The organism is Streptomyces sp. NPDC005574 (assembly GCF_040605435.1).
Lineage (GTDB): Bacteria > Actinomycetota > Actinomycetes > Streptomycetales > Streptomycetaceae > Streptomyces.
This window is the reverse complement of sequence record NZ_JBEXCW010000058.1, coordinates 1-20,847: the sequence shown is the minus strand read 5'-3', so window position 1 is coordinate 20,847 and position 20,847 is coordinate 1. Positions and strand designations below refer to the sequence as shown.

At 70.3% G+C, this 20,847-nt stretch carries 21 protein-coding genes and 1 pseudogene; 7 read left to right on the top strand and 15 right to left on the bottom strand.

What is annotated here, in order from left to right; translation table 11 throughout:
- Positions 1 to 293 precede the first annotated feature (293 nt).
- Positions 294 to 614: a hypothetical protein gene (locus ABZT03_RS29220; protein ID WP_356044698.1), complete on the bottom strand. Its 321-nt coding sequence runs from the start codon at positions 612 to 614 to the stop codon at positions 294 to 296.
- Between the two features lie 457 nt (positions 615 to 1,071).
- Positions 1,072 to 1,224: a hypothetical protein gene (locus ABZT03_RS29215; protein ID WP_356044695.1), complete on the bottom strand. Its 153-nt coding sequence runs from the start codon at positions 1,222 to 1,224 to the stop codon at positions 1,072 to 1,074.
- A gap of 7 nt (positions 1,225 to 1,231) precedes the next feature.
- Here ABZT03_RS29215 and ABZT03_RS29210 point away from each other — a divergent pair, with 7 nt between their 5' ends.
- A complete protein-coding gene (locus ABZT03_RS29210) occupies positions 1,232 to 1,981 on the top strand; it encodes an IclR family transcriptional regulator C-terminal domain-containing protein (RefSeq protein WP_356044692.1) in 750 nt (249 codons plus the stop codon).
- A gap of 12 nt (positions 1,982 to 1,993) precedes the next feature.
- Here the strand turns inward: ABZT03_RS29210 and ABZT03_RS29205 are convergent, their stop codons facing one another.
- A complete protein-coding gene (locus ABZT03_RS29205) occupies positions 1,994 to 2,788 on the bottom strand; it encodes an IclR family transcriptional regulator (protein ID WP_356044689.1) in 795 nt (264 codons plus the stop codon).
- Positions 2,789 to 2,958: 170 nt separating this feature from the next.
- Here ABZT03_RS29205 and ABZT03_RS29200 point away from each other — a divergent pair, with 170 nt between their 5' ends.
- From ABZT03_RS29200 to ABZT03_RS29180, 5 genes are all read left to right on the top strand, one after another.
- Entirely contained in the window at positions 2,959 to 3,861 is a 903-nt protein-coding gene (locus tag ABZT03_RS29200) for an ABC transporter substrate-binding protein (RefSeq protein ID WP_356044687.1), read from the top strand.
- On the top strand, positions 3,858 to 4,688 hold the full coding sequence (locus ABZT03_RS29195) for an amino acid ABC transporter permease (protein ID WP_356044684.1): 831 nt from the start codon (positions 3,858 to 3,860) through the stop codon (positions 4,686 to 4,688). The genes ABZT03_RS29200 and ABZT03_RS29195 overlap by 4 nt, the downstream gene beginning before the upstream one ends.
- Positions 4,688 to 5,437 carry an amino acid ABC transporter ATP-binding protein gene (locus ABZT03_RS29190; protein WP_356044760.1) on the top strand — a complete coding sequence of 250 codons (750 nt, stop codon included), beginning with the start codon at positions 4,688 to 4,690 and terminating at the stop codon, positions 5,435 to 5,437. Before ABZT03_RS29195 ends, ABZT03_RS29190 begins: the two co-directional genes overlap by 1 nt.
- Entirely contained in the window at positions 5,434 to 6,345 is a 912-nt protein-coding gene (gene mmuM / locus ABZT03_RS29185) for a homocysteine S-methyltransferase (protein ID WP_356044681.1), read from the top strand. The genes ABZT03_RS29190 and mmuM overlap by 4 nt, the downstream gene beginning before the upstream one ends.
- A gap of 136 nt (positions 6,346 to 6,481) precedes the next feature.
- The gene (locus ABZT03_RS29180; protein WP_356044679.1) at positions 6,482 to 7,465 is read left to right on the top strand and encodes a 2-oxoglutarate and iron-dependent oxygenase domain-containing protein; all 984 of its coding nucleotides are present in this window, start codon (positions 6,482 to 6,484) and stop codon (positions 7,463 to 7,465) included.
- Between the two features lie 252 nt (positions 7,466 to 7,717).
- Here ABZT03_RS29180 and ABZT03_RS29175 read toward each other — a convergent pair whose 3' ends face one another.
- From ABZT03_RS29175 to ABZT03_RS29165, 3 genes are all read right to left on the bottom strand, one after another.
- On the bottom strand, positions 7,718 to 8,392 hold the full coding sequence (locus ABZT03_RS29175) for a LysE family translocator (protein ID WP_356044677.1): 675 nt from the start codon (positions 8,390 to 8,392) through the stop codon (positions 7,718 to 7,720).
- A 222-nt stretch (positions 8,393 to 8,614) separates the two neighbouring features.
- On the bottom strand, positions 8,615 to 9,199 hold the full coding sequence (locus ABZT03_RS29170) for an aminotransferase class III-fold pyridoxal phosphate-dependent enzyme (RefSeq protein ID WP_356044675.1): 585 nt from the start codon (positions 9,197 to 9,199) through the stop codon (positions 8,615 to 8,617).
- Positions 9,200 to 9,462: 263 nt separating this feature from the next.
- Positions 9,463 to 10,041, bottom strand: a complete 579-nt coding sequence (locus ABZT03_RS29165) for a TetR/AcrR family transcriptional regulator (protein ID WP_356044672.1) — start codon at positions 10,039 to 10,041, stop codon at positions 9,463 to 9,465.
- 90 nt (positions 10,042 to 10,131) lie between these two features.
- Between ABZT03_RS29165 and ABZT03_RS29160 the strand changes: the two genes are divergently transcribed.
- Positions 10,132 to 10,578, top strand: a complete 447-nt coding sequence (locus tag ABZT03_RS29160) for a DUF1772 domain-containing protein (RefSeq protein WP_356044670.1) — start codon at positions 10,132 to 10,134, stop codon at positions 10,576 to 10,578.
- Positions 10,579 to 10,780: 202 nt separating this feature from the next.
- Here ABZT03_RS29160 and ABZT03_RS29155 read toward each other — a convergent pair whose 3' ends face one another.
- From ABZT03_RS29155 to ABZT03_RS29115, 9 genes and pseudogenes are all read right to left on the bottom strand, one after another.
- Positions 10,781 to 11,314: an SRPBCC family protein gene (locus ABZT03_RS29155; RefSeq protein ID WP_356044667.1), complete on the bottom strand. Its 534-nt coding sequence runs from the start codon at positions 11,312 to 11,314 to the stop codon at positions 10,781 to 10,783.
- Between the two features lie 3 nt (positions 11,315 to 11,317).
- Positions 11,318 to 12,382, bottom strand: a complete 1,065-nt coding sequence (locus tag ABZT03_RS29150; RefSeq protein WP_356044664.1) for an alkene reductase — start codon at positions 12,380 to 12,382, stop codon at positions 11,318 to 11,320.
- A 26-nt stretch (positions 12,383 to 12,408) separates the two neighbouring features.
- The gene (locus ABZT03_RS29145) at positions 12,409 to 13,359 is read right to left on the bottom strand and encodes an alpha/beta hydrolase (RefSeq protein WP_356044662.1); all 951 of its coding nucleotides are present in this window, start codon (positions 13,357 to 13,359) and stop codon (positions 12,409 to 12,411) included.
- A gap of 9 nt (positions 13,360 to 13,368) precedes the next feature.
- A complete protein-coding gene (locus ABZT03_RS29140) occupies positions 13,369 to 14,310 on the bottom strand; it encodes an NADP-dependent oxidoreductase (protein WP_356044661.1) in 942 nt (313 codons plus the stop codon).
- Positions 14,311 to 14,486: 176 nt separating this feature from the next.
- Positions 14,487 to 15,314, bottom strand: a complete 828-nt coding sequence (locus ABZT03_RS29135) for a helix-turn-helix transcriptional regulator (protein WP_356044659.1) — start codon at positions 15,312 to 15,314, stop codon at positions 14,487 to 14,489.
- Positions 15,315 to 15,528: 214 nt separating this feature from the next.
- Positions 15,529 to 15,774 (bottom strand): annotated as a pseudogene (locus tag ABZT03_RS29130) (hypothetical protein); the annotation flags it as partial.
- 336 nt (positions 15,775 to 16,110) lie between these two features.
- Positions 16,111 to 17,541 (bottom strand): glycoside hydrolase family 43 protein, encoded by a 1,431-nt coding sequence (locus tag ABZT03_RS29125; RefSeq protein ID WP_356044658.1) that lies wholly within the window; start codon positions 17,539 to 17,541, stop codon positions 16,111 to 16,113.
- Between the two features lie 58 nt (positions 17,542 to 17,599).
- Positions 17,600 to 19,246 carry an RICIN domain-containing protein gene (locus ABZT03_RS29120; RefSeq protein ID WP_356044657.1) on the bottom strand — a complete coding sequence of 549 codons (1,647 nt, stop codon included), beginning with the start codon at positions 19,244 to 19,246 and terminating at the stop codon, positions 17,600 to 17,602.
- Positions 19,247 to 19,390: 144 nt separating this feature from the next.
- The gene (locus ABZT03_RS29115; protein WP_356044655.1) at positions 19,391 to 20,728 is read right to left on the bottom strand and encodes a ricin-type beta-trefoil lectin domain protein; all 1,338 of its coding nucleotides are present in this window, start codon (positions 20,726 to 20,728) and stop codon (positions 19,391 to 19,393) included.
- Between the last annotated feature and the right edge of the window lie 119 nt (positions 20,729 to 20,847).

Genomic DNA, 20,847 nt, shown 5'->3' with positions numbered 1-20,847 from the left:
GACAACTTGCCAGATTTGTTGAACGCGTTCAACTCTGAGAGCGAGGGGGCGGCCCGCGTCACCCTCGGCTCGCCTGTACAACAGCGTCTGCAGTCACCGACGAGCACTGCGAACAGCGCTTGCGATGCACGGCCAAGCGCCGTCAGACCCGGACAGGTTCGGCGTCGCGGGTCGGCAGCTCGAGTCCGAGGTTCTCGCGCAACGTGGTGCTGGTGTAGCCGGCGGCGACGATGTTCCGTCTGCGCAGCTCGCGCAGGAGGCCGTTGACGATGAAGTCGTGCTTGCGATGCCGCTCAGCGAGATGACGTCCAGGACGCCCGCACGGAAGCGTTCTCGACGGCGTCGGCGAGTTGCTCGGGTGTTCCCGCGGCGGCCCAGTGCCCGGTGTCCTGTGCCGCGACGATGAGCTCGCGCAGCGTGTAGCCCTGCCGCGCATATCCGGTGAAGATGTCGACTCGGCCGCGGCGGCGGTTCACCGAGGTCACGGCGGGCAGCAGGCTCTCCGGCAGCGTCGCGTCGAGCGGGAGTTCGGACAGGTCGACTTGACCGCCGAGCATGTCGGCCAGCTGGGAACGGCCGCGATCGAAGTCGATCGACTCGCGCTTCTCACGCACGAGCCGCTTTGCCTCCTCCTCGGTGGCGCCGTAGGTGGCACCGGCCGGGCATCACGGGTGCGCACGGGGTCGGGGACAGGGGGCCCGGACGTACGGTCAGCGACAGAGCGCGTCGCGGGTCCGGCACAGGTCGACGTGCCGCCGCTTCGTCCAGACCGGCGCACGGCCGCTACCGGTCCGACGTGCGATGCCCTCACCATGACTCCCGTCGAACCTGGCGCAAGTACCCGACTGTGCGCGGATCACGGCCGCAGCCGGCGCGGCGTCGACAAGCCGGATCGCTCGGCACGGCAACTGATCAACGGCCTCATGATGTGTCGCTGGAGCACGGGAGGCAAGGCCGCCTGCCGAAGGCCGAGGACGGTGACACCACCCAGGAAGCCGTCGCCGGTCTGTTCAGGGGCGCGATAAGGGACTTCCCCAAAAGCGCTCGCGGTGTGGAGTGTTCAGCCAGCGTTCACAGTTCGCGTTCCAGGAGTGCGGCGAACGCTTCGAGGTTGCGGTCCGTGCCGGCGCCGGCCGGTACCCTCGCCGCCGGGCGGACAGGATCGGTCTCTTCGGCGATCGCCGCGGACCTGGTGCCGGCGGTCTTCCCCGGACTCTGTAGCATCCGGCGCATGGACGTGGCGACGGGTGCACTGCCTCGAGGGCTCGGGCTGGTGGAGCGGGTCGTCCGCGGGGAGCTCGACAGCCGGGGGGGACCCGGTGTGGTCCGGCTGGCGGAGGAGAGCGGGCTGGACAAGGGGCAGGCGTCGCGGCTGCTGCGGGATCTGGTCGGCGCCGGGACACTCGCCAGGGACGGTCACGAGTTCCGTGCCGGGGCGGATCTGCTGGCCGTGGCGGCCGGGGCCGGCCCGTGGGGGGTGGAGAGCCGGGCGCTGCTGCGGGGGTTGGTGGTCCGGTTCGGGGCGTGTGCGTACGTGGACGTGCTCTGTGGGGCGATGGTGCTCTCGGTGCGGGCCGAGCTGGCGGCCTGGGCCGAGTTCTCCTGGGCGCGGGCGGGGCGGCTGACGCCGGTCTGGTGCACCGGGGCGGGGCGGGCGCTGCTCTTCGACCACTCGCGGCAGGAGGTCGCGCAACTCCTCGGCGGCGAGGACTTCATCGGGGCGGGCGGCCCCTTGGCGCCGCGGTCCGTGGACGAGTTGCTGGCGCGGGTCGCCGCGGACGCCGGGCGCGGGGTCGCGGTGTGCGAGAGCGAGTACGACGAGGACGTGCTGGAGGTGGCGGCGCCAGTGCGGGATCCGCACGGGGACGTCGTGGCGGCGGTCAGCGCGGTCGTACCGCACGCGGCGGCCAGGGACGACCGGGAGGAGATCGTCGCCGCGATCGGTGACGCGGCGGCGCGACTGGCCTTCCTGCTCCGCTGAACCGGCGCGCGCTCAGCTTCGGTCCGCCCTTTCGTCCGTCTCCCCGACCGTCGAGCGCAGTGCGGCGCTCAGCCAGTGGCTCCAGCGGACCACCGAGTCCGCGCAGGCCGCCGTCGCCGGCTCCAGACGGCGGCGGGGGCCGACGACCTGCACGGCGGCCACGATCTCCCCGCGGAAGTCCCTGACCGGAGCGGCGAGCGAGTACAGGCCGGGCTCGGCCTCCTGGTCGACGACCGAGTAGCCCCGCTCGCGGGCCGCGTCCAGCCGGGCCAGGAAGTCGTCCAGGTCGGCCGGGGTGTTGGGACCGTGCCGGACGAAGGCGGTGCGGGCGAGAACGGCCGCGACCTCGGTGTCGCCGGCGTCGAACAGCAGGGCCTGTCCGGCGTCGCTGCAGTAGGCGGGATAGGCGCGGCCCACCCAGGACACGAACGAGGACAGCGCCGGCGGCATCGACTCGAGGATCGTCACCGAACTGGCGCCCCGCAGGACTCCGAGGTAGGCGCACTCCCCCGTGTCGGCGGCGACACTCTCCAGCGCGGTGCGACCCTCCCGGCGCAGTCGTGCCTCGGTGATCTGCTGGGCGCGCGCGTACAGCTCCCAGGCGACGGAGTAGCGCAGCGACGCGGGATCACGGCGCAGGAAGCGGGCTGTCTCAAGGCTCCGCAGGATGCGGGAGACCTGACTGCGTTCGCGGCCCAGCAGTGCGGCGACCTCGCCGACGGTGTGGCCGCGCGGGTCCCGCGGCGGGTGCTGTTCGAAGAGTCGGAGCACGGCCAGGCCGCGTTTCAGGCTGCTGTCTGTGGTCATCGCGGGCCGAGCATAGCGCCAGGCCGCAGTACCGCCTCGCGCCAACGTTGCGCGCACATTGCAGGTTCATTGCAGGGTGCGTGCACCATGAGCAACTGGACTTGTTTATTACGCATCCGTGGATAGTCTCCAGCCAATACCTCGCACATCAGGCTCATCAGGAGTTCGTCTTGTCCGCTCTGCGCCCGCTCATACTCCTCGGCTCCGCGACGCTCCTCCTGGCGGGCTGCGCCGACCCCTCCGAGCCGGCCGGAGCCTCCTCCGGCACGTCGTCCGGCACCTCTTCCGCCGCCGCCCCGATCGCGAGGAACGCCGCGCTCGCCGCCAAGGTCCCGGCCGCCTTGAAGGCGAGCGGGATCACGGTCGCCAGCGATGTCAGCTACCCGCCGATGGACTTCTTCGCCTCCGACAACAAGACGGTCACCGGCGCCGAGGCCGACCTCGACAAGGCCCTCGGCGCTGTCCTCGGCGTCAAGGTCACCATCGTGAACGTGCCCTTCGACTCGATCCTGCCCGGCCTGCAGTCGGGGAAGTACCAGCTCGGCGTCTCGTCCTTCACGGACACCGCCGAGCGGGAGAAGGTCGTCGACTTCGTCACCTACTTCGACGCGGGCACGTCCCTGCTGGTCCCGGCCGAAAACCCGCAGGCGCTCAAGCCCGAAGGCGACTCCCTGTGCGGTCGTGCCGTCGCCGTGGCGAAGGGCTCCACGCAGGCGCTCGTGGACCTGCCGGCCCGTGCCAAGACCTGCAAGACGCCGATCAAGGTCAGCACCTTCCCGGACGGCACCGGTGTGAACCTCGCCGTCACCAGCGGCCGCGCCGACGCCGCCCTGGCCGACTCGCCGGTCGCCGCCTATGCCGCCCAGCAGTCCGGCGGCAAGCTCGAGGTCGCCGGCGACTCCTACGGCAACGCGCCCTTCGGTATCGCCGTACAGAAGAACAGCGAGCTGACCGGGCTGCTCAAGTCCGCTCTGGAGGACCTGAAGGCGAACGGCGGGTACGAGCAGGTCCTCGCCAAGTGGGGCCTGGAGTCCGGCGCCCTGGACACGTTCGAGATCAACGCGGCCTCATGAGCGCGGAGTTGCCGGTCTACCGCCGCCGCAGACCGGGCCAGTGGGGCCTGACCCTCGTGGTCGTGCTCCTGGCCGCGTCCCTGGCCCAGTCGCTGATCACCAACCGGCGCTTCGGCTGGGACACTGTCGGCGCCTGGCTGTTCAGCCGCACAGTGCTGCGGGGCCTGCTGACCACCCTGGAACTCACCGCCGCCGCCATGGCGATCGGGCTCGTGCTCGGCATCGCGCTGGCGCTCATGCGACTGTCGGACAACCCCGTCGCCCGATCCGTCAGCTGGGCGTACATCTGGCTCTTCCGGGGTACCCCGCTGCTGGTCCAACTGCTGTTCTGGGGCTTCATCTCCGCGCTGTACCCGACGCTTTCACTTCACCTGCCCCTCCTGCCGGCGATCGGTGCCGTACCCGCGAACTCCGTCATCACGACCCTGACCGCGGCCCTGCTCGGTCTCGGCCTCAACGAAGCCGCCTATCTCGCCGAGATCATCCGGGCCGGGATCGTCTCGGTCGACGGCGGGCAGGTGGAGGCCGCGGACGCGCTGGGCCTGTCCCGGGCCAGGATCCTGCGCCGGATCATCCTCCCCCAGGCGATGCGGGTGATCATCCCGCCGGTCGGCAACGAAGCCATCTCCATGCTCAAGACGACGTCCCTGGTGAGTGTGCTGGCCTACGCGGAACTGCTGTACTCCGTGCAGATCGTGTACTCGCGCACCTACCAGACGATCCCGCTGCTGATCGTCGCCAGCATCTGGTATCTGGCCGTCACGACGCTGCTGAACCTCGGCCAGCACTACCTCGAACGTCACTTCGCGAAGGGCAGCAGCCGATGATGATCGAGGCCACCGGCGTCCGCAAGTCCTTCGCCGGGCATGAGGTGCTGCGCGGCATCGACCTTTCCGTACCGCGCGGGACGGTGACCTGTGTGATCGGACCCTCCGGGTCGGGGAAGTCCACCTTCCTGCGGTGCGTGAACCATCTGGAGCGACCCGACGGCGGCCGGATCCTGGTGGACGGCGCACCGATCGGTTTCGAGCCGTACCGGGACGGGCTGCGCGAACTACGCCGGCGTGACCTGGCCCGGCAGCGTCGGAACATCGGCATGGTCTTCCAGCGCTTCCACCTCTTCCCGCACCTGACGGCACTCGCCAACGTCGCCGAGGGGCCGCTCGGCGCGGGCCACCCCCGCGCCGAGGCCGCCGACGGGGCATTGGCACTCCTCGACCGGGTCGGTCTGGCCGACCGGCGCGACGCCTACCCCGCCCAGCTGTCCGGAGGCCAGCAGCAACGGGTCGCCATCGCTCGCGCGCTGGCCATGCGGCCCAAGCTCATGTTGTTCGACGAGCCGACCTCGGCACTCGACCCGGAACTGGTCGGCGAGGTGCTGGACGTCATGCGCGGCCTCGCCGCCGACGGCATGACGATGCTCGTCGTCACCCACGAACTGGGCTTCGCCCGCGAGGTCGCCGATGAAGTCGTCTTCTTCGACGACGGCCGGATCCTGGAGTCCGGACCGCCCACCCGCATCCTGACCGCCCCGGACCACCCCCGAACCCGCGACTTCGTGACGAGAGTGCTGTGACGACCTTCCACGACGCCCTGGCCGCCGGCCCCCTCGTCCTGGACGGCGGCATGTCCAACGAGTTGGAGGCTCAGGGGCACGACCTCAGCGGCACCCTCTGGTCCGCCCGCCTGCTCCGAGACGACCCCGACGCGATCGCCGCCGTCCACCGCGCCTACTTCACGGCAGGCGCGCAGGTCGCCATCACGGCCAGTTACCAGGCCACCTACGAAGGCTTCGCCCGCCTGGGCATCTCCCGCACCGACACCACGGCACTGCTGCAGCGCAGCGTGTACCTGGCCCGTGATGCCGCCGAGGCCGCCGAGGCCGAGAACGGCGGGACGCGCTGGGTCGCGGCGTCCGTGGGCCCGTACGGCGCGATGCTCGCCGACGGCTCGGAGTACCGCGGCGACTACGGCCTCACCGTGGCCGAGCTCACCCGCTTCCACCGCCCCCGGCTGGAGGCACTGGCCGCGGCGGCCCCCGACGTCTTCGCCGTCGAGACCATTCCCGACCTGCGAGAAGCCGAGGCCGTGCTGATCGCCCTGGACGGCCTGGGCATCCCGGCCTGGCTCTCGTACAGCATCCGCGGGACGACCACCAGCGCGGGCCAGCCGCTGACCGAGGCCTTCGAGCTGGCCCGAGGCGGCGATGCCGTCGTCGCCACCGGAGCGAACTGCGCCCCCGCCGCCGACGCTGCCGCCGCACTGGACCTGAACACCGGACTGCCCGGCGTCGTCTATCCGAACGGCGGAGGCGTCTGGAACGCCACCACCCGGAGGTGGGTGGGCGCCCAGGACGAGATCGCGGACCTGGCACCCTCCTGGCTCGCCGCCGGCGCGGCACTCGTCGGCGGCTGCTGCCGCGTCGGCCCCGCCGAGATCAAAGAGCTGGCCGACCGCCTCACCCCTCGGGCGGCGGACCGCTGAGCGGCGATCCAGGGCCGACGCCAACCACCCCTCCACACACGTCGCGTGTGCCACACCCCCGACGCGGCGCGCCGGGAACCGCCGATCCCCGCCTGCCTCCTCCTCGTACACGCACCACTCGCAAGGAACGCCACCCATGTCCCAGCCCGTCCCCCTCCCGGTGATCGACCTCTCGGCCCTCGACCGTGCCGCGCTCCACCGGGCCGCCCGCGACGTCGGCTTCTTCCATCTGGTCGGTCACGGCATCACCCCCGCCGAACAGCACCGGCTGCTCGGTACCGCCCGTGACTTCTTCGCCCTGCCCGAGGCCGACCGGCACGCGGTCGACAACCTCAACTCGCCCCATTTCCGCGGCTACACACGGATCGGAAACGAGCACACCCAGGGCCGCCGCGACTGGCGCGACCAACTCGACATCAGCAACGAGCTTCCCGTTCATGTGCCGGCCCCGGGCGAGCCCCCCTACTGGTGGCTCGAAGGACCGAACCAGTGGCCCGGGGCCCTGCCCGTGCTCCAGGAGGTCTCGCTGGAGTGGATGGCCCGGCTCAGCACGGTCGCCCACCGGCTGCTGCACGAACTCCTCGCGGCCATCGGGGGTCCCGAGGACTTCTACGACGACGCCTTCTCCGGCCGCCCGCGCAACCACCTCAAGCTGGTCCGCTACCCGGGACGGGCCCCGGTGGGCGACGACCAGGGCGTGGGCGTGCACAAGGACTACGGCTTCCTGACCCTGCTGCTGACCGACGAGGTGCCCGGGCTCCAGGTCGAGACGCCGGACGGGCAGGGGTTCATCGACGTGCCGTATCTGCCCGGGGCGTTCGTGGTGAATCTGGGCGAGCTGCTGGAGGTCGCGACGAACGGCTATCTGAAGGCGACGAACCACCGTGTGGTCTCTCCTCCGGGATCACGCGAGCGTTTTTCCGCACCGTTCTTCTACAACCCCCGGCTCGACGCCCGGATCGCCCCGCTCCCCTTCCCCGGCGCGTCGATCGCGACAGGCGTGACGGAGGACCCGGACAACCCGCTGTTCGCCGAGTTCGGCTGGAACGAGCTCAAGGGCTGGATCCGCGCCCACCCCGCGGTGGTGAGGAAGCACCATCCGGAACTGACCCTCACATGACCGGCGGCACGCACCTCTTCGGGCCGCCTCGGACGCCGTGCCGCGTGGTCAGCGCAGCCGGGGCCGCGACTGGTCTCCGATACGGCTGATCTCCTGTCGGCAGGGGGTGTCGGAGAGTACGGGGTGGGTGATGCCGAGCCTGCGGTGGTTGTCCAGCGCCGCGGCGACGTCGGCTGCGGAGCCGACCAGCCGTGTGGTCCCCGCTCCCCCGCCGCCGAACCTGCCGGGCGTGGTGTCACTCGGAGAACGGGGTCAGGCTGCCACGGCGACGCCGATTCCGATGGCGATGAACAGCCAGCCGGTTGTCAGTTCCCAGCGGTGGCGGATCTTCGGGCGAGCCAGGACCGCGCGCAGCCGGGCGGCGACAGTGACCAGGGCGAACCAGTAGGCGACACCGATCAAGACGTCCAGGGTGCCGAGAAAGAAGATCTGCCGCGTCATCGAACCGCCGCCGTGGACGAACTGCGGCAGGATGCTGAGGAAGAACAGCGCCGCCTTGGGATTGAGTACGTTGGTGAGGACGCCCTGGGTGAAGCCGGACCGCCATCGGCCATGCGCCGAGGAGTCCTTCGCCGCGTTTTCCGGCGTCGGACCGTCCGCGGGGCCGTCGGCCGCCTCCCGCCCGGCGGCCCGCTCGCGGGCGGCCCGTCGGGCGGCCAGCACCGCTCGGATCCCCAGGTGGACGAGGTAGGCAGCGCCCACCAGTTTGATGGCGTCGTAGACCGCCGGCGAGCGCGCGGCGATCAGTGACAGGCCGACGGCGGCGGCAAGCATGTGCACGCACAGCCCGGCCTGGGCGCCCAGCGCCGCAGCCCGCCCCTTGGCCGGATGCTCGGTGGCCGATCTCACCACCACGAGCCAGTCCGGGCCGGGCACGAGATAGGCCACCAGTACTACGCCGAGGAAGCCGACGAGGTCGACCGACATCCGTTCTCCCTTTCGTTGACCCCGTGGCCGGTTCGCCGCGCGAGGGGGTTGCGTGCCAAAAGCAGGGCGGCCGGGCCCGGTCGGTCAGGCTGCGATGGTGCGCCTGCCGACGAGCGAGGCGACGGACTCGTCGGGTGTTCCCAGCCCCTGGTCCAGCTGCTCGTCCGCGAAGGTCAGAGGCGGCAGCATTTGGCCACCTCGTCCTGGGGCCGACCGTCTCCATCAGCAGGCCACTACGGTATGCGGCTTCGCACACCCCGCGCGCCGCACCCGGACGGCCGAAGGGCAACCCCCAGACCAGGCCGCGCCCGCGCGGGACGGGGCAGTCCGTGCCGGCGGGCCGTCACGGTGAGGGGGCGGCCCCTGCGCTCTCCCAACGCGGCTGTCCGGGCCTGCAGCGCGCCGTCGGACCAGAACAGCTCCAGAGTCCAAGCACCGGTGGCGAACGCCGGGTTGTAGTCGCGGGGGGTGCCGTTGTGCTCGCCGGGTTTCCACACGTCGTACTCGGAGCGCATCCGCGTGAGGACCATGGGTGTCCCGTACCCGCTGATGGACTTGGACAGGCAGACGATGTCGGGGGCGATTCCGGCCAGTGAAGGAGAAGAAGGGTCCGGTGCGCCCGCAGCCCGTGCGGATGTCGTCCACCACCAGCAAGGTGCCGTGCTCACGTGCCCAGGGGGACAACGCGCGCAGACGGGCCGGACAAGCGGGGTTGACCCCGCCCTCGCCCTGAACGGTCTCCAGGATCACGTCCGCGAGTGGCTCGCCGGCGGCGGCGCTGGCCAGTGAGCGGACGGGGCGGGTCACCGCCTGTCCGTGGTCCTTGGGGCCCCCTCCGACACCACCAGCCCATGACCGGCCCCTTTCCGCGGGACCGAGATTCTGCGAACCTGCGCGCTTCGCTGTTCGATCTACTGCGGCTGTCGGAGACCGACACGACCAGCTGGACGTCTCGGCGCCGCCGGGCCGCGCTGGAGTCGGTGTCCACCGACCGCCGCAGGCTCACCCTCGTGCCGCGATGGCTTACGCACGGCGATCTGCGGCTGCGCCGCGCCTGCTGGGATGGCGTGTCAGACCACGGCGAGCCGGTCCACCAGCAGCTCCACCCGTGACTCGGCGTCCTCCGGCAGCAGCCGTCGCGACCTGGTCAGGGTCGCCACCCCGTGCAGGGACGCCCAGAACACCTCGGTGAACAGCCCCGGGGCGACGCCGTCCCCGGCGACCTCGCCGAGGCACTCCAGCAGCGCGGCGAAAGCATCCTTGAGCGGTTCCGGAGTTTCCTCCTGTGCGAACGCGAGGCCGCCGTCGAGCTGGAAGATGGCGTCGTAGACCGCCGGGTTGCGTTCGGCGAAGTCGAGGTAGGCGCGGGCGAGGGCGTACACCCGGGCGCGCGGACCGTCCGCGGCGGCGGTCGCGGCCCGCACCGCCGCGGCCAGCTCGGTGGCGCCCTGAAGGGCGACGGCGCCGATGATCTCGCGCTTGCCGCGGAAGTGGCTGTAGAGGACGGGCTGGCTGTATTCGATGCTCTCAGCGAGTCGGCGGGTGGTGACCGCGTCCCAGCCCTGCTGCTCGGCGAGTTCGCGGGCTGTCGCCACGATGAGGCGCTCACGCTCCGCCCGTTCGCGTTCCTTGCGTTCCTGTACCGACATAATTCGATCCTAGCACCGCTAGACAAGTGAGCGACGACAGTACTAGCGTTGCCTTGTCACCTAGCAACGCTAGATATCGAAAGGGTCATCATGCTCAACGCACTCGAAATCCTCACCACCGTGACCGTCGGCTTGATGGTGGGGGTGGAGTTCTCCGTCGCCTTCGTCATGAACCCGATCCTCAACGCCCTCCCCGAGGACAGCAGCCAACGCGGACACACCCATGCAGGCCGGATGCTCGGTGCCGTGATGCCGGTCTGGTACATCGGCTCACTCGTCCTCGTCGGCATCTGGGCTGTCGCCGGACGACACCACGACGCCGCCGGCCTCGTCGCCGTCGCCGGCGCCCTTCTGATCCTCAGCATTGTCATGTCGCTCCTGCTGCTGGTCCCGATCAACAACCGGAACAAGACGTGGACCCCCGAGAACCGGCCCGAGAACTGGAAGCAGCAGCTGAACCGCTGGGAGCGCCTCCACTACGTCCGCGTCGCCGTCATCGTCGCCGCCTTCGCCCTGGTGGTCACGGCCCTCACCTGAGCCGACGGGCTCACCTGCGCCCGGTCGTCCGCCGCAACGGCTCGGCCGTGCGCCCGAAGCTCGCCACCGGCGCCGGCACCGGCACCGGCATCCATATCCAGGACCCGGCCACCAGCGCCCTCCCTCGCACTCCGCCGGTATTCCACCGGGGATGACGCGGGCGTCGGCGCGAAGCCGGCCGAGCGCGCCATCCCCCAGCAGGTCACCGCGTCAGGTGGACCGGCCGGCTGCCGCGGCTCTCTTCCGCTTCGATCACCTCGACGCATCGAGCGAGGGCGGCCACCATGTAGCGACGCCAGAGCGGGGCGAAGGGGCCGCCGAGGATCCAGCGGCGGCCGGGCAGCGCCTTGAACTCGTAGGTCCAGCGGATGAGCGTGCCGTCACCGTCGGGGTTGACGTTGAACTCGCCTCGGACTCCGGCCGCGAGGCGGGACAGGACGTTGGTGAAAGCGGTCAGCTGATAGGCGAAGCTGGACCCTGCCGTGTATTCGGTGAGTTCCTCGTCGGCTTGTGATCCGTCGTCGAACTGCGGGTTCCTTCGCGGGCCTACGTGGTCCCAGGCCTCGGTCTGGTTCGCCACACTGGAGATTCCGGGAAATGGCGCCACCGGGCGGAAAACGGTGGGGAGGTCGATGGGGACCAGCAGCCGGAAGGTCTCCTGGGGTGTCTGCCAGGTTCGCTGCTGGACAGTGATCGTGACGGTCTTGTCGGCCGGGCCGATGAGCAGTGTGGTCATGGTTCAGCCCGCCACGGTGGCGAGAACGGGATAGTCCGTGTAGCCACGGTGGTCGCCGCCGTAGAAGGTGGCCGGGTCGGGCTCGTTGAGCGGGGCACCTGTACGGATGCGGTCGGGCAGGTCCGGATTGGCGAGTGCCATCGTGCCGACCGTGATGACGTCGGCCAGGCCCGTGTCGAGATCGGCGACGCGCGTCTCGATCGGTGCGCCCGCGCGGTTGAGGAGCAGGGCCGTAGGCCATTGCCGGCGCAGTCGTCGCAGCAGTTCCTCGTCACGGCCCTGGATCACGTGCAGGTAGGCGAGGTTCAGTGGCGCGACGGCGCCGAGCAGCGCCGGGTACAGGTCGTGGGTGTCGTGCTCGGTGATGTCGTTGTAGGGGTTGGCCGGTGAGATGCGCAGGCCCGTACGGTCGGCGCCGATCTCGTCGGCCACCGCGGATGCCACCTCGACGGCGAAGCGGACGCGGTTGGTGATCGATCCGCCGTATCGGTCGGCACGTCGGTTGGCGTTGTTCGACAGGAACTGGTGGATCAGGTAGCCGTTGGCGCCGTGGATCTCGACCCCGTCGAAGCCGGCGGCGACGGCTGCTGAGGCCGCGCGGCGGAACTCGTCGACCACACCGGCGACTTCGTCGGTGGCGAGCGCCCGCGGAGTGGGCATGTCCTGCGGGCCCGAGGCGGTGAACATGACGCCCTGGGGCCGGATGGCCGACGGGGCGAGGGGCCGACGGTGGTGCGGGGTGTTGTCCGGGTGGGAGATGCGGCCGGTGTGCATGAGCTGGACGACGATGCGGCCACCGGCGGCGTGCACCGCGCTGGTGACCTCCCGCCAGCCGGCGATGTGCGCCTCGGTGTGGATGCCGGGGGTCAGCAGGTAGCCCTGTCCGTCGTCGGAGGGCTGGGTGCCCTCGGTGATGATCAGGGCCATCGAGGCGCGCTGCCGGTAGTACTCACGGTTGAGGTCGCTGGGGACACCGTCCGTCCGCGAGCGGTCGCGGGTCATCGGTGCCATGGCAAGGCGGTGGGGAAGGTTGAGGGCGCCGACGGCGATGGGGGTCCAAATAGTCACGTTGTGTCGCTTTCTGGAGGGGCTTGCTAAAGGGACTTGAGTACGCGGACGCGGTCGGCGACGGCGCGGCGGGCAACCGCGCTCGTGAAGGCGATGGAGTCGAACTCGTGCGGGACGCCGGAGTGCAGGTGGAACTCCACGGGCACGCCGGCCCGGCTGAGCTTGGTCGCGTAGGCGAGGTCCTCGTCGCGGAAGGCGTCGAGCTGGCCGACCTCGATGTAGGCGGGGGGCAGCCCCGTCGCGTCGTCGAGCCGGGCGGGAGCCGCCGTGGCGGGTACGTCGGGCCCTCCCGCGGCCTCGCCGAGCAGCGCCGGCCAGGCGGTGCGGCTGTCGTCGTAGGACCACAGCAGGAACGGCTCGATGTGCGGGTCGGGTGTGGTCGTGCGGTCGTCGAGCATCGGCATGAGCAGGATCTGCCGGGCGATCGCCGGGCCGCCGCGCTCCCGGGCGAGGATCGACAGCGCTGCGGCCAGTCCGCCGCCGGCGCTGTCGCCCATCACCGCGATCCGGCCCGGGTCGACGCCCAGTTCGTCGGCATGCCCGTGCAGCCAGCACAGGGCCGTGTACGCGTCCTCGAGCGGTGTGGGGAAGGGGTGCTCGGGGGCCCGGCGGTATTCGACGGACAGCATCGGCACGCCGCTGGCGGAGACATAGCGGGAGACCGGTCCGTCGAACAGGTCGATGTGGCCGAAGATGTAGCCGCCGCCGTGGAAGAACAGCACCGCCGGACCAGGTTCGGCGTCGGACTTCGTGTACCAGCGCAGGGGGATGCGTGTGCCGTCGTCGGCCGTCGCGTGGTGCTCGCCGGTCGTCACGTCGGCGGGGATGGGCTGGGCCGCCGACGAGGCACCGATGATCGGCTCCCACATGGCGCGGCGTGCGGGAACGTCGCCCACCGCGGGGGGCGTGGCGCCCGCCATGGCCAGGGCCATGGGGGCGAACACCTCGGTGAACTCCGGGTCGTAGCTGAGTGGCACGACTGCCTCCTAGTCGAGAGGGTTGGTGGAGGGAAGGACGATGACCTTGCCGGAGATCGCGCCTTCGGCGGCCTCGGCGTGCAGGGCCGGCAGGTCCGCCAACGGCACCCGGCGGGCGATGTGGACGCGCAGCTCACCGGAGTCGACCAGCGCCACCAGTCGCGCCAGCTGGGCGGCGTCGCTGTTGACGAAGAGGTCGACGCCGCGTACGCCGCGCTCCTCGTCGAACGGCGCGGGCATCCACACCGTCGTGTTCACCACGACACCGCCGTCGCGCACCACGGAGGTCAGCGCGGCCAGTTCCATCGGATCGACGGGCGCGAGGTTGAGTACGACGTCGACGAGCGCGGACAGCTCGGGGACCCCGTGGCCGAGAACCTCGTCGGCGCCCGCCGTCCTGACCCGTTCCTTGCTGCGCGGCCCGGCCGTGGCGATCACGTGGGCGCCGGCGTGCTTGGCCAGCTGTACGGCGTAGTCGCCGACCGCGCCGCCCGCGCCGTTGATCAGCACGCGCTGACCGGCGGTCAGTTCGGCGTGGTCGAAGAGCGCCTGCCAGGCGGTGAGTCCGACCAGGGGCAGCCCGCCGGCATCGGCCAGCGGGATGCTCGTGGGTGCCGGCGTGAGAATCCCGGCAGGTGCGACGACGTACTCCGCGGACGCGCCGACGCCGGTCATCGGCAGGAAGCCGACGACCCGGTCACCTGCCCTGACCCCATCCACGCCCTCGCCCAGCGCGTCGACCCTGCCTGCGACGTCGATGCCGGGGGTGTGGGGCAGGACCACCGGAATGGGGCCCTGCATGAAGCCCGCGCGGATGTTGCCGTCGACCGCGTTGAACGATGTCGCGGCCACCCGGATCAGAACCTCTCCCGCGGCGGGGACCGGCTGTTCCACGTCTTCGTGGCGCAGGACGTCCGGCGTGCCGTACTCGTGGAAACGCACTGCCTTCATGGCAGACCTCACCTTTCACGATGAAAAAAATGCTTGGATTTTGAAGCACTTCGAGGTCGGAGCATGCTCCGACTGCGAGCGATGCATACGGGTCAAGAAGGGCGACGACCGCTGGCCACCGGCGACCCTGGTCACCACGACCCCTGGTCACCACGACCGCTGGTCGCCGAAGACCGCTAGTTGCCGACGGCGGCCAGGAGCCGGAGTTTGCCGTGGCTGGCGGAACCCGGCACGGCGGTGAAGACCAGCAGCGTCTGGCACTGCTCCGGATCAAGCAGCATCTCGGCGTACAGCTCCAGTTCCCCCAACTCGGGGTGCAGGTAGCGCTTGAGGTCGTGATGGTGGGTCACGCCCACCTCGTGCAACCGCCAGATGTTCGCGAACTCGGGACTGACCTCCAGGAGTGCCGCGACGATCTCGCCGGCCCTCCCCGTGGGGTCGGCCGTGTACGCGTCACGGATCTCCGCGGCGAAGACCCTGCCGCGCACCGGATGGTCCTCGACGGGGTAGAGGCCACGGATCCGCGGATCTCCGGTGAACCAGCGGTAGACCAAATAGCGGGACAGGCCCGAGTACTTGGTGTAGTCGCCGAGGAGCGCGACCGCCGGACGCGTCTGCAACAACGCCTCGCCGAACCGTGACAGCACGATCGCGGGCACGTCCGAGAGGCCGGCGACGACCCTCATCATCGTGGGACCGACGTGATCGTCACGCAGGACCCGCTGTGGCGCCGGGATGCCGCCGAGGACGAAGAGGTGGTCACGCTCGTGCAGGTTGAGACGCAACGCCTGGGCGAGCGCGACGAGCATCCGCTCCGACGGCGCGGGACCGCGCTGCTGCTCGATCCTGCTGTAGTAGTCGGCCGACATGCCGGCCAGCGCGGCCACCTCCTCGCGCCGCAACCCGCTGGTGCGGCGACGCTGCCCGCGGGGAAGCCCGACGTCCTCCGGCTGCAACGCCTCACGACGTGCGCGGAGAAAATCCGCCAGCAACGCCCGGTCCATCGTCCGACCTCCTCTGTTCGACAGGACCACCTTGACTCGAACCGGAGGCGAGGTGAAGGGCGACCTTATCCGCGGACAAGTTGTCCCTGGCTGACCTCCGGTGTGCGGGAGGCCGGGCCCGCCGGACGTGGGCGGCCTCGGTCGGCGCCTCTCGCCGGTGCGGTGCGCGGCTGTTCCTCATCAGCGTCCGCCGCAAAACCGACCAATGCGTGCTTCAGAACGTGCGGGCGGCCAGCCATGTGGTGGGATCGAGCGCGATCCGATCGACGCGGTTTCCGGTGGTGACGTGGTGCTCGCGGCGGGTGCCGTCGCGGCGGGTGGCGTCGCGGCGGACGACCTCGTATCCGCCCTCGTCAAGGACGGTGACGGAGGCGCACCATGCCGGATCGTCCTGGTCGGGCTGGATGACGACGAACGTGTTGCCCGTGTCGTTGAGCTCGCCGATTGGCTCGAACAATGCGAGCACCCGACGGCGAGCTTGTCATGGCGGGTGGCGACCGCCCGGTGCTGCTTGAGGCGGCTGATCCCGCCTTCGACGGCATGCCGGGGCTTGGAGTCCTGCCGGCCGAAGGCTCGCGGACGGCCCTCCCGCGCTGCCCCGGCGTGGCGGTCGCGGACCTGGTCGGCCGGCGCGGGGATCGTGCACCGGATCCCGCGTGGGCGCGGACAAGCCGGGTGTGATCTGGCCGGCCGCATCCGCGCGGGCCTGCAGCACGGTCAGGATCCGGGCCAACACACCCTCGCGCTGCCGGAGCCGACAGTGTGCAGGATCGCGAGGGTGTGCCTCTCCGCCGGACTACCGGGGTGGGGTCGCGGTGGCAGCAGGGGTGAACTGCCACCAGTTCATATTGAGCAGGTAACCGCTGCCGCCGGTGAACCGCAGGTAGAGGTCCTGGGTTCCCGTCGCGCCGTTGACCGGGCAGGTCACGGTCGTCCAGGTCTGCCAGCCGCCGGTGTTCGGCACACCGCACCGGCTCACGACCGTCCCGTTCGGACCGCCCAGGCGCAGTTCGACGGTGCCGCCGCCGTTGGCCGAGGCCGCGCGCGCGGTGAAGGAGGCCGCGCCGGACCCGAAGGCCACGCCCTTCACTTTGATGTAGTCGCCGTTGTCGATCCAGCCGACGTTCATTCCGCCCTCGGTGGACGGTTCGGTCTCGATCCCGGAACCCTGGGCGATCGTCTCGGCCTCCTGGCGTACGTACGGGTCGAGCGTGCCGGCCTGGGGGGCGCCCGTGTTCGTCATGTTGATCGTCGGGATCGTTCCGTCGGCGTTGTAGGAGAACCTCTCCACCGCGACCGAGCGGGTGAAGCCGCCGCCGCCCGGCAAGGCGCCGTTGTGGTAGAAGAAGTACGAGTTGCCCTTGAAGTCCACGATCCCGGGGTGGTTGGTGAAGCTGCTGCCCTGTGTGGGCATGACCGTCCCGCGGTAGGTCCACGGCCCGGTCGGGCCGGGCGCCGTCGAGTAGGCGATGAACTCCGAGCAGCACTTGGCGGCGAAGACCAGGTAGTACAGGCCGTTCCGCTTGTAGACCCACGGTCCCTCTTCGTACAGGGTGGGGCGGTTGGGGTCGCCCGTGCGGGTGCCGAACCCGGCGGTTGTGAGGGGGATCCTGGTGGGGCTGCCCGCATAGGAGGTCATGTCGGTGTTCAGCCTGACGTACCACAGGTTCGGGTTGCCCCAGTACAGATAGGCCTGGCCGTCGTCGTCGATGAAGACAGTCGGATCGAACTCACCGTTCTCCACCAGGGGGTGGCCGAGGGCGTCCCGGAAGGGTCCGGTGGGGCTGTCCGACACCGCCACGCCTATGGCCATCCGGCCGGTCGCCCGGTTCGTCACCGGCACGTACCAGTAGAACCGGCCGTTGCGCTGCACGGCTTGTCCCGCCCACGCGTCGGAGGACGCCCAGCTGAAGGTGGTCAGGCTGAGCGGAGAACCGTGGTCGGTCCAGTTGACCATGTCGGCGGAGGACCACACCCGCCAGTCCTTCATGGTGAAGTAGGTGGAACCGTCCTCGTCGTGCCCGGTGTAGAGGTAGACCCGCCCGTTGTGCACCAGCGGGGCAGGATCGGCGGTGTAGATGTGCTGCACGATCGGGTTGTCGGCCCGGGCCGCGGTGGGCTGCACCGCGGCGGGAACGGCGGCGAACGCCAGCAGGAGGCCCACCATCCAGACGGCTGCCCGGGTGAGCCGCGTGCCGGTGGTGGGTATCGGCCGAGCCGTCATCATCGTGGCCTCCGGGGGATGCTGGCTGGTGGGTGAGGTGCAGGCCGGTGCGCGACGCCCCTCACGCTCGGGTCCACTTCTGGCCGGCCTGGCCGTTGCAGCTCCACAGGACCAGCGGGGTTCCGTTGGTGGTGCCGGCTGCGTCGACGTTGAGGCACAGTCCGGAGTGGAGGTTGCGGATCGACCCGTCGGCGCCGATGGTCCACTTCTGGTTGTCCTGGCCGTTGCAGGGCCAGGTGATGACCCGCGTGCCGTTGGCGGTGCCCTGGTCGTAGGCGTCCAGGCACTTGTCGCCGAAGACGCGGATCTCACCGCCGGCCCATGTGGTCCACAGCTGGTTGGCGGCCGTGTGGCAGTCCCAGATCAGTGCCGTGGCCCCGGCCGCGGTGGAGGCGTTGTCCACGTCCAGACAGCGGCCGGAGGCGCTGCCGCGCAGACGCGAGGTGGTGGCGGTCAGCGGGCTGCCACCGCTGATCCGGAACACAGCCACGCCGTGCGCGGGGATGCTCGCCGAGATCTGTCCGGACGTGCTCGATGTGCCGCCGGTCCACAGGTCCGTGAGGGTGAACTGCCCGCCGGACAGGCCGACTTGCGCCGCCGTAGTGGCGACCGTCGCGGTGCCTGCTCCCCGGTTGAACAGGCCCACCGCGACCGAGCCGTCGGACAGAGGCTTGGCGAAAACCTCGGTGTTGCCGTCGTCGCGCACCCTGCGTCCGCCCACGCCCAGCGCATCCTGGTTCACCGCCAGCAGGCGGGAGTTGCGCAGGATCGCGCTCACGTCCGCGGACATGGTGCGGATGTCGTTTCCGGCCATGAGCGGGGAACCCATCAGGGCCCAGAGGGCGAAGTGGGAGCGGGACTCGGTCAGTGACAGGCCGGGGCGCCCGACGACCAGCATGTCGGGGTCGTTCCAGTGGCCCGGGCCCGACTGTGCCGCCAGGGGCGCGGTGACGTCCAGGACGTTGCCGACGCCCATCGGATAGCTGTTGGTGTTGCCGTTCTGCCAGATGTCGAGCAGATCCTCGGTCGTCCGCCACAGGTCGGCGACCTCGCCCCAGTTGTAGGTGGCGCCGGTGATGGCGTGGAAGCTGTTGGGGTTGATGCTGTAGACGATCGGCCGCCCGGTGGCGCGCAGGGCATCGCGCATGAGCGTGAACCGGGTGACCTGCTCGTCGCGGGTACCGCTGGAGGAGCACCAGTCGTACTTGAGGTAGTCGACGCCCCACGCGGCGAACGTGGTCGCGTCCTGGGTCTCGTGCCCCCTGCTGCCCGTCGACCCGGGATAGCCTCCGCTGGCCTGCGCGCAGGTGCGGTCGCCCGGCACCTGGTAGATCCCGAACTTCAGGCCCTTGCTGTGGATGTAGTCCCCGAGGGCCTTCATCCCGCTCGGGAACTTGGTCGGATTGGCCCGCAGGTTGCCCGCCGCGTCGCGCTGCGGGTCGAACCAGCAGTCGTCGACCACCACATACCGGTAGCCGGCCTCCCGCATGCCCGAGGACACCATCGCGTCGGCGGCCTGACGGACCTGCGCCTCAGTGACCCCGCACCCGAAGCTGTTCCAGCTGTTCCAGCCCAGCGGCGGCGTGAGCGCCGGACTGCCGGGCGCGGCCGAAGCGGTGGAGTGGACCGCGGCAGTGAAGGACGCGGTGACCGCCAGCGCGGCAGCTGCGAAGAGACGAAGCAGTCGTCTGCTTGATCGTTTGGGCACGGTGGGCTCCTTTTCGTGGGCAGGCCGGTGGGCGTCCCGCCCAGGTACCGCCGGTCGCCGCAGGGCGCCTGCGCGGATCCGGCTCGGCGTGCATCGAGGTCTGGGGGGCCAGGCCCGCACGGTGTCGTGCCTGGCCCCGGCCTGTCAGTTCTCCAGGCGCCAGTGCTGGTTGGCACCGCCCGAGCAACTCCACAACTGGATCTTCGTCCCGTTGGCGGTCCCCTGACCGCTCGCGTCGAGGCAGAGACCCGACTGCACCGCCGCGATCGTGCCGTCGGCATTGACGTTCCACTGCTGGTCCGCCTGCCCGCTGCAGTCCCAGATCGCCGCCGGGGCGCCGTTGCCCGCCGACTGGCCGACGCCCAGGCACTTGTTGCCGTAGACGACGAGCTGCTTTGCGGCGGTGTAGGTCCAGCGTTGGTTGGAGCCACCGTTGCAGTCCCACAGTTGTGCCTGTGTGCCGTTGGCCGTGGTGGAGTTGTTGATGTCGAGGCAGCGTCCCGACCCCTGGCCGATGATCGCCTGGTTGCCGGACGGGGGCGGCGGCTGCGTGTTCGAGCCGAACTGGCTGAAGAACTGCCACACCGCTGCCGACGTCCAGGTGCGCCAGCCGTCACCGGTGGAACCGTCGATGGGACCGGGGTCGTGGCCCGCTCCGTCGAACGCGGCCCAGACGACGGGGTATCCGGACCTGCATCCGGAGTAGGTGGTGATGATGTGCGTCAGGCTTCCGTTGGCCGGCTCGGGCGGGTTCTGCCGCGTGCAGCCGTTGGCCCGGACGAAGGTGTCGCGCAGTTCCCGTCCCGACGAGATGGGCAGCACGTTGTCCCTGAGGCCGTGCAGACCCATGTAGGCGATGGGCTGGCTGCCGCCGTTGCACCCGCTGAGGTTCGCTCCGGAGTAGACCGCGACCGCGCGGAACACCGTCGCTCGGGAGCAGGCGAGGGCGTACGACATCGCGCCGCCGTAGCTGAAGCCGGCGGAGAACAACTGGGTGGTGTCGACGCACAGACCTGCTTCGAGCTGGCTGACCATGGCGTCGACGAAGGCCACGTCCTGACCGCCGGGGTTGGCCCAGCCGTTGCCGTTGCCCTGCGGGGCGACGAAGATCGTGCTGTTGTTCGCGTTGTCCGCCAGGCGCCGCAGGCCGTAGTAGGACCAGTTGTAGCCGTCCGTTCCGCCCGAGTCGACGTCGTTGGCGGTGCCACCCCGCCAGTGGAAGCCGAAGATCAGCCGGTAGGGGTGGTTGCTGTCGTAGCCGGTCGGGACCCGCAGGATGTAACTGCGGTTCTGGCCGCCGCTCTGAACCGTGTGGTTGCCGCTCGTCAGCGCCGGGGCCTTGCCGCACCCGCCACTCGGCGCGGCCGCGGTCTTCGCGGTCGACGGGGACGCGCCGAGGCCACTGCTGAACGAGGTGCCCGCGGCTGACAGGACGAGAAGTACCGCAGCCACGATGGAGAGTAAGAACGGTTTGCGATTCATGCACTCCTTCTTCCGTTGGTCGGGGAAAAGGTGCCTCTATGGTTTTCGTCAAGCCGTAGCGGGTGTGGGTGGTTGGTAGAAGGTGCCGTCGCGGAGCATGGCGAACAGGACGTCGATGC

What these genes read in the sequence shown, in the direction of transcription:
- ABZT03_RS29205 (WP_356044689.1), bottom strand. Translation starts at nt 2,788, where the DNA reads ATGACCACAGACAGCAGCCTGAAACGCGGCCTGGCCGTGCTCCGACTC.
- ABZT03_RS29160 (WP_356044670.1), top strand. Translation starts at nt 10,132, where the DNA reads ATGCTCAACGCACTCGAAATCCTCACCACCGTGACCGTCGGCTTGATG.
- ABZT03_RS29190 (WP_356044760.1), top strand. Translation starts at nt 4,688, where the DNA reads ATGATCGAGGCCACCGGCGTCCGCAAGTCCTTCGCCGGGCATGAGGTG.
- ABZT03_RS29115 (WP_356044655.1), bottom strand. Translation starts at nt 20,728, where the DNA reads ATGAATCGCAAACCGTTCTTACTCTCCATCGTGGCTGCGGTACTTCTC.
- ABZT03_RS29210 (WP_356044692.1), top strand. Translation starts at nt 1,232, where the DNA reads ATGGACGTGGCGACGGGTGCACTGCCTCGAGGGCTCGGGCTGGTGGAG.
- ABZT03_RS29135 (WP_356044659.1), bottom strand. Translation starts at nt 15,314, where the DNA reads ATGGACCGGGCGTTGCTGGCGGATTTTCTCCGCGCACGTCGTGAGGCG.
- ABZT03_RS29140 (WP_356044661.1), bottom strand. Translation starts at nt 14,310, where the DNA reads ATGAAGGCAGTGCGTTTCCACGAGTACGGCACGCCGGACGTCCTGCGC.
- ABZT03_RS29195 (WP_356044684.1), top strand. Translation starts at nt 3,858, where the DNA reads ATGAGCGCGGAGTTGCCGGTCTACCGCCGCCGCAGACCGGGCCAGTGG.
- ABZT03_RS29125 (WP_356044658.1), bottom strand. Translation starts at nt 17,541, where the DNA reads ATGATGACGGCTCGGCCGATACCCACCACCGGCACGCGGCTCACCCGG.
- ABZT03_RS29215 (WP_356044695.1), bottom strand. Translation starts at nt 1,224, where the DNA reads ATGCTACAGAGTCCGGGGAAGACCGCCGGCACCAGGTCCGCGGCGATC.
- ABZT03_RS29175 (WP_356044677.1), bottom strand. Translation starts at nt 8,392, where the DNA reads ATGTCGGTCGACCTCGTCGGCTTCCTCGGCGTAGTACTGGTGGCCTAT.
- ABZT03_RS29155 (WP_356044667.1), bottom strand. Translation starts at nt 11,314, where the DNA reads ATGACCACACTGCTCATCGGCCCGGCCGACAAGACCGTCACGATCACT.
- ABZT03_RS29165 (WP_356044672.1), bottom strand. Translation starts at nt 10,041, where the DNA reads ATGTCGGTACAGGAACGCAAGGAACGCGAACGGGCGGAGCGTGAGCGC.
- ABZT03_RS29180 (WP_356044679.1), top strand. Translation starts at nt 6,482, where the DNA reads ATGTCCCAGCCCGTCCCCCTCCCGGTGATCGACCTCTCGGCCCTCGAC.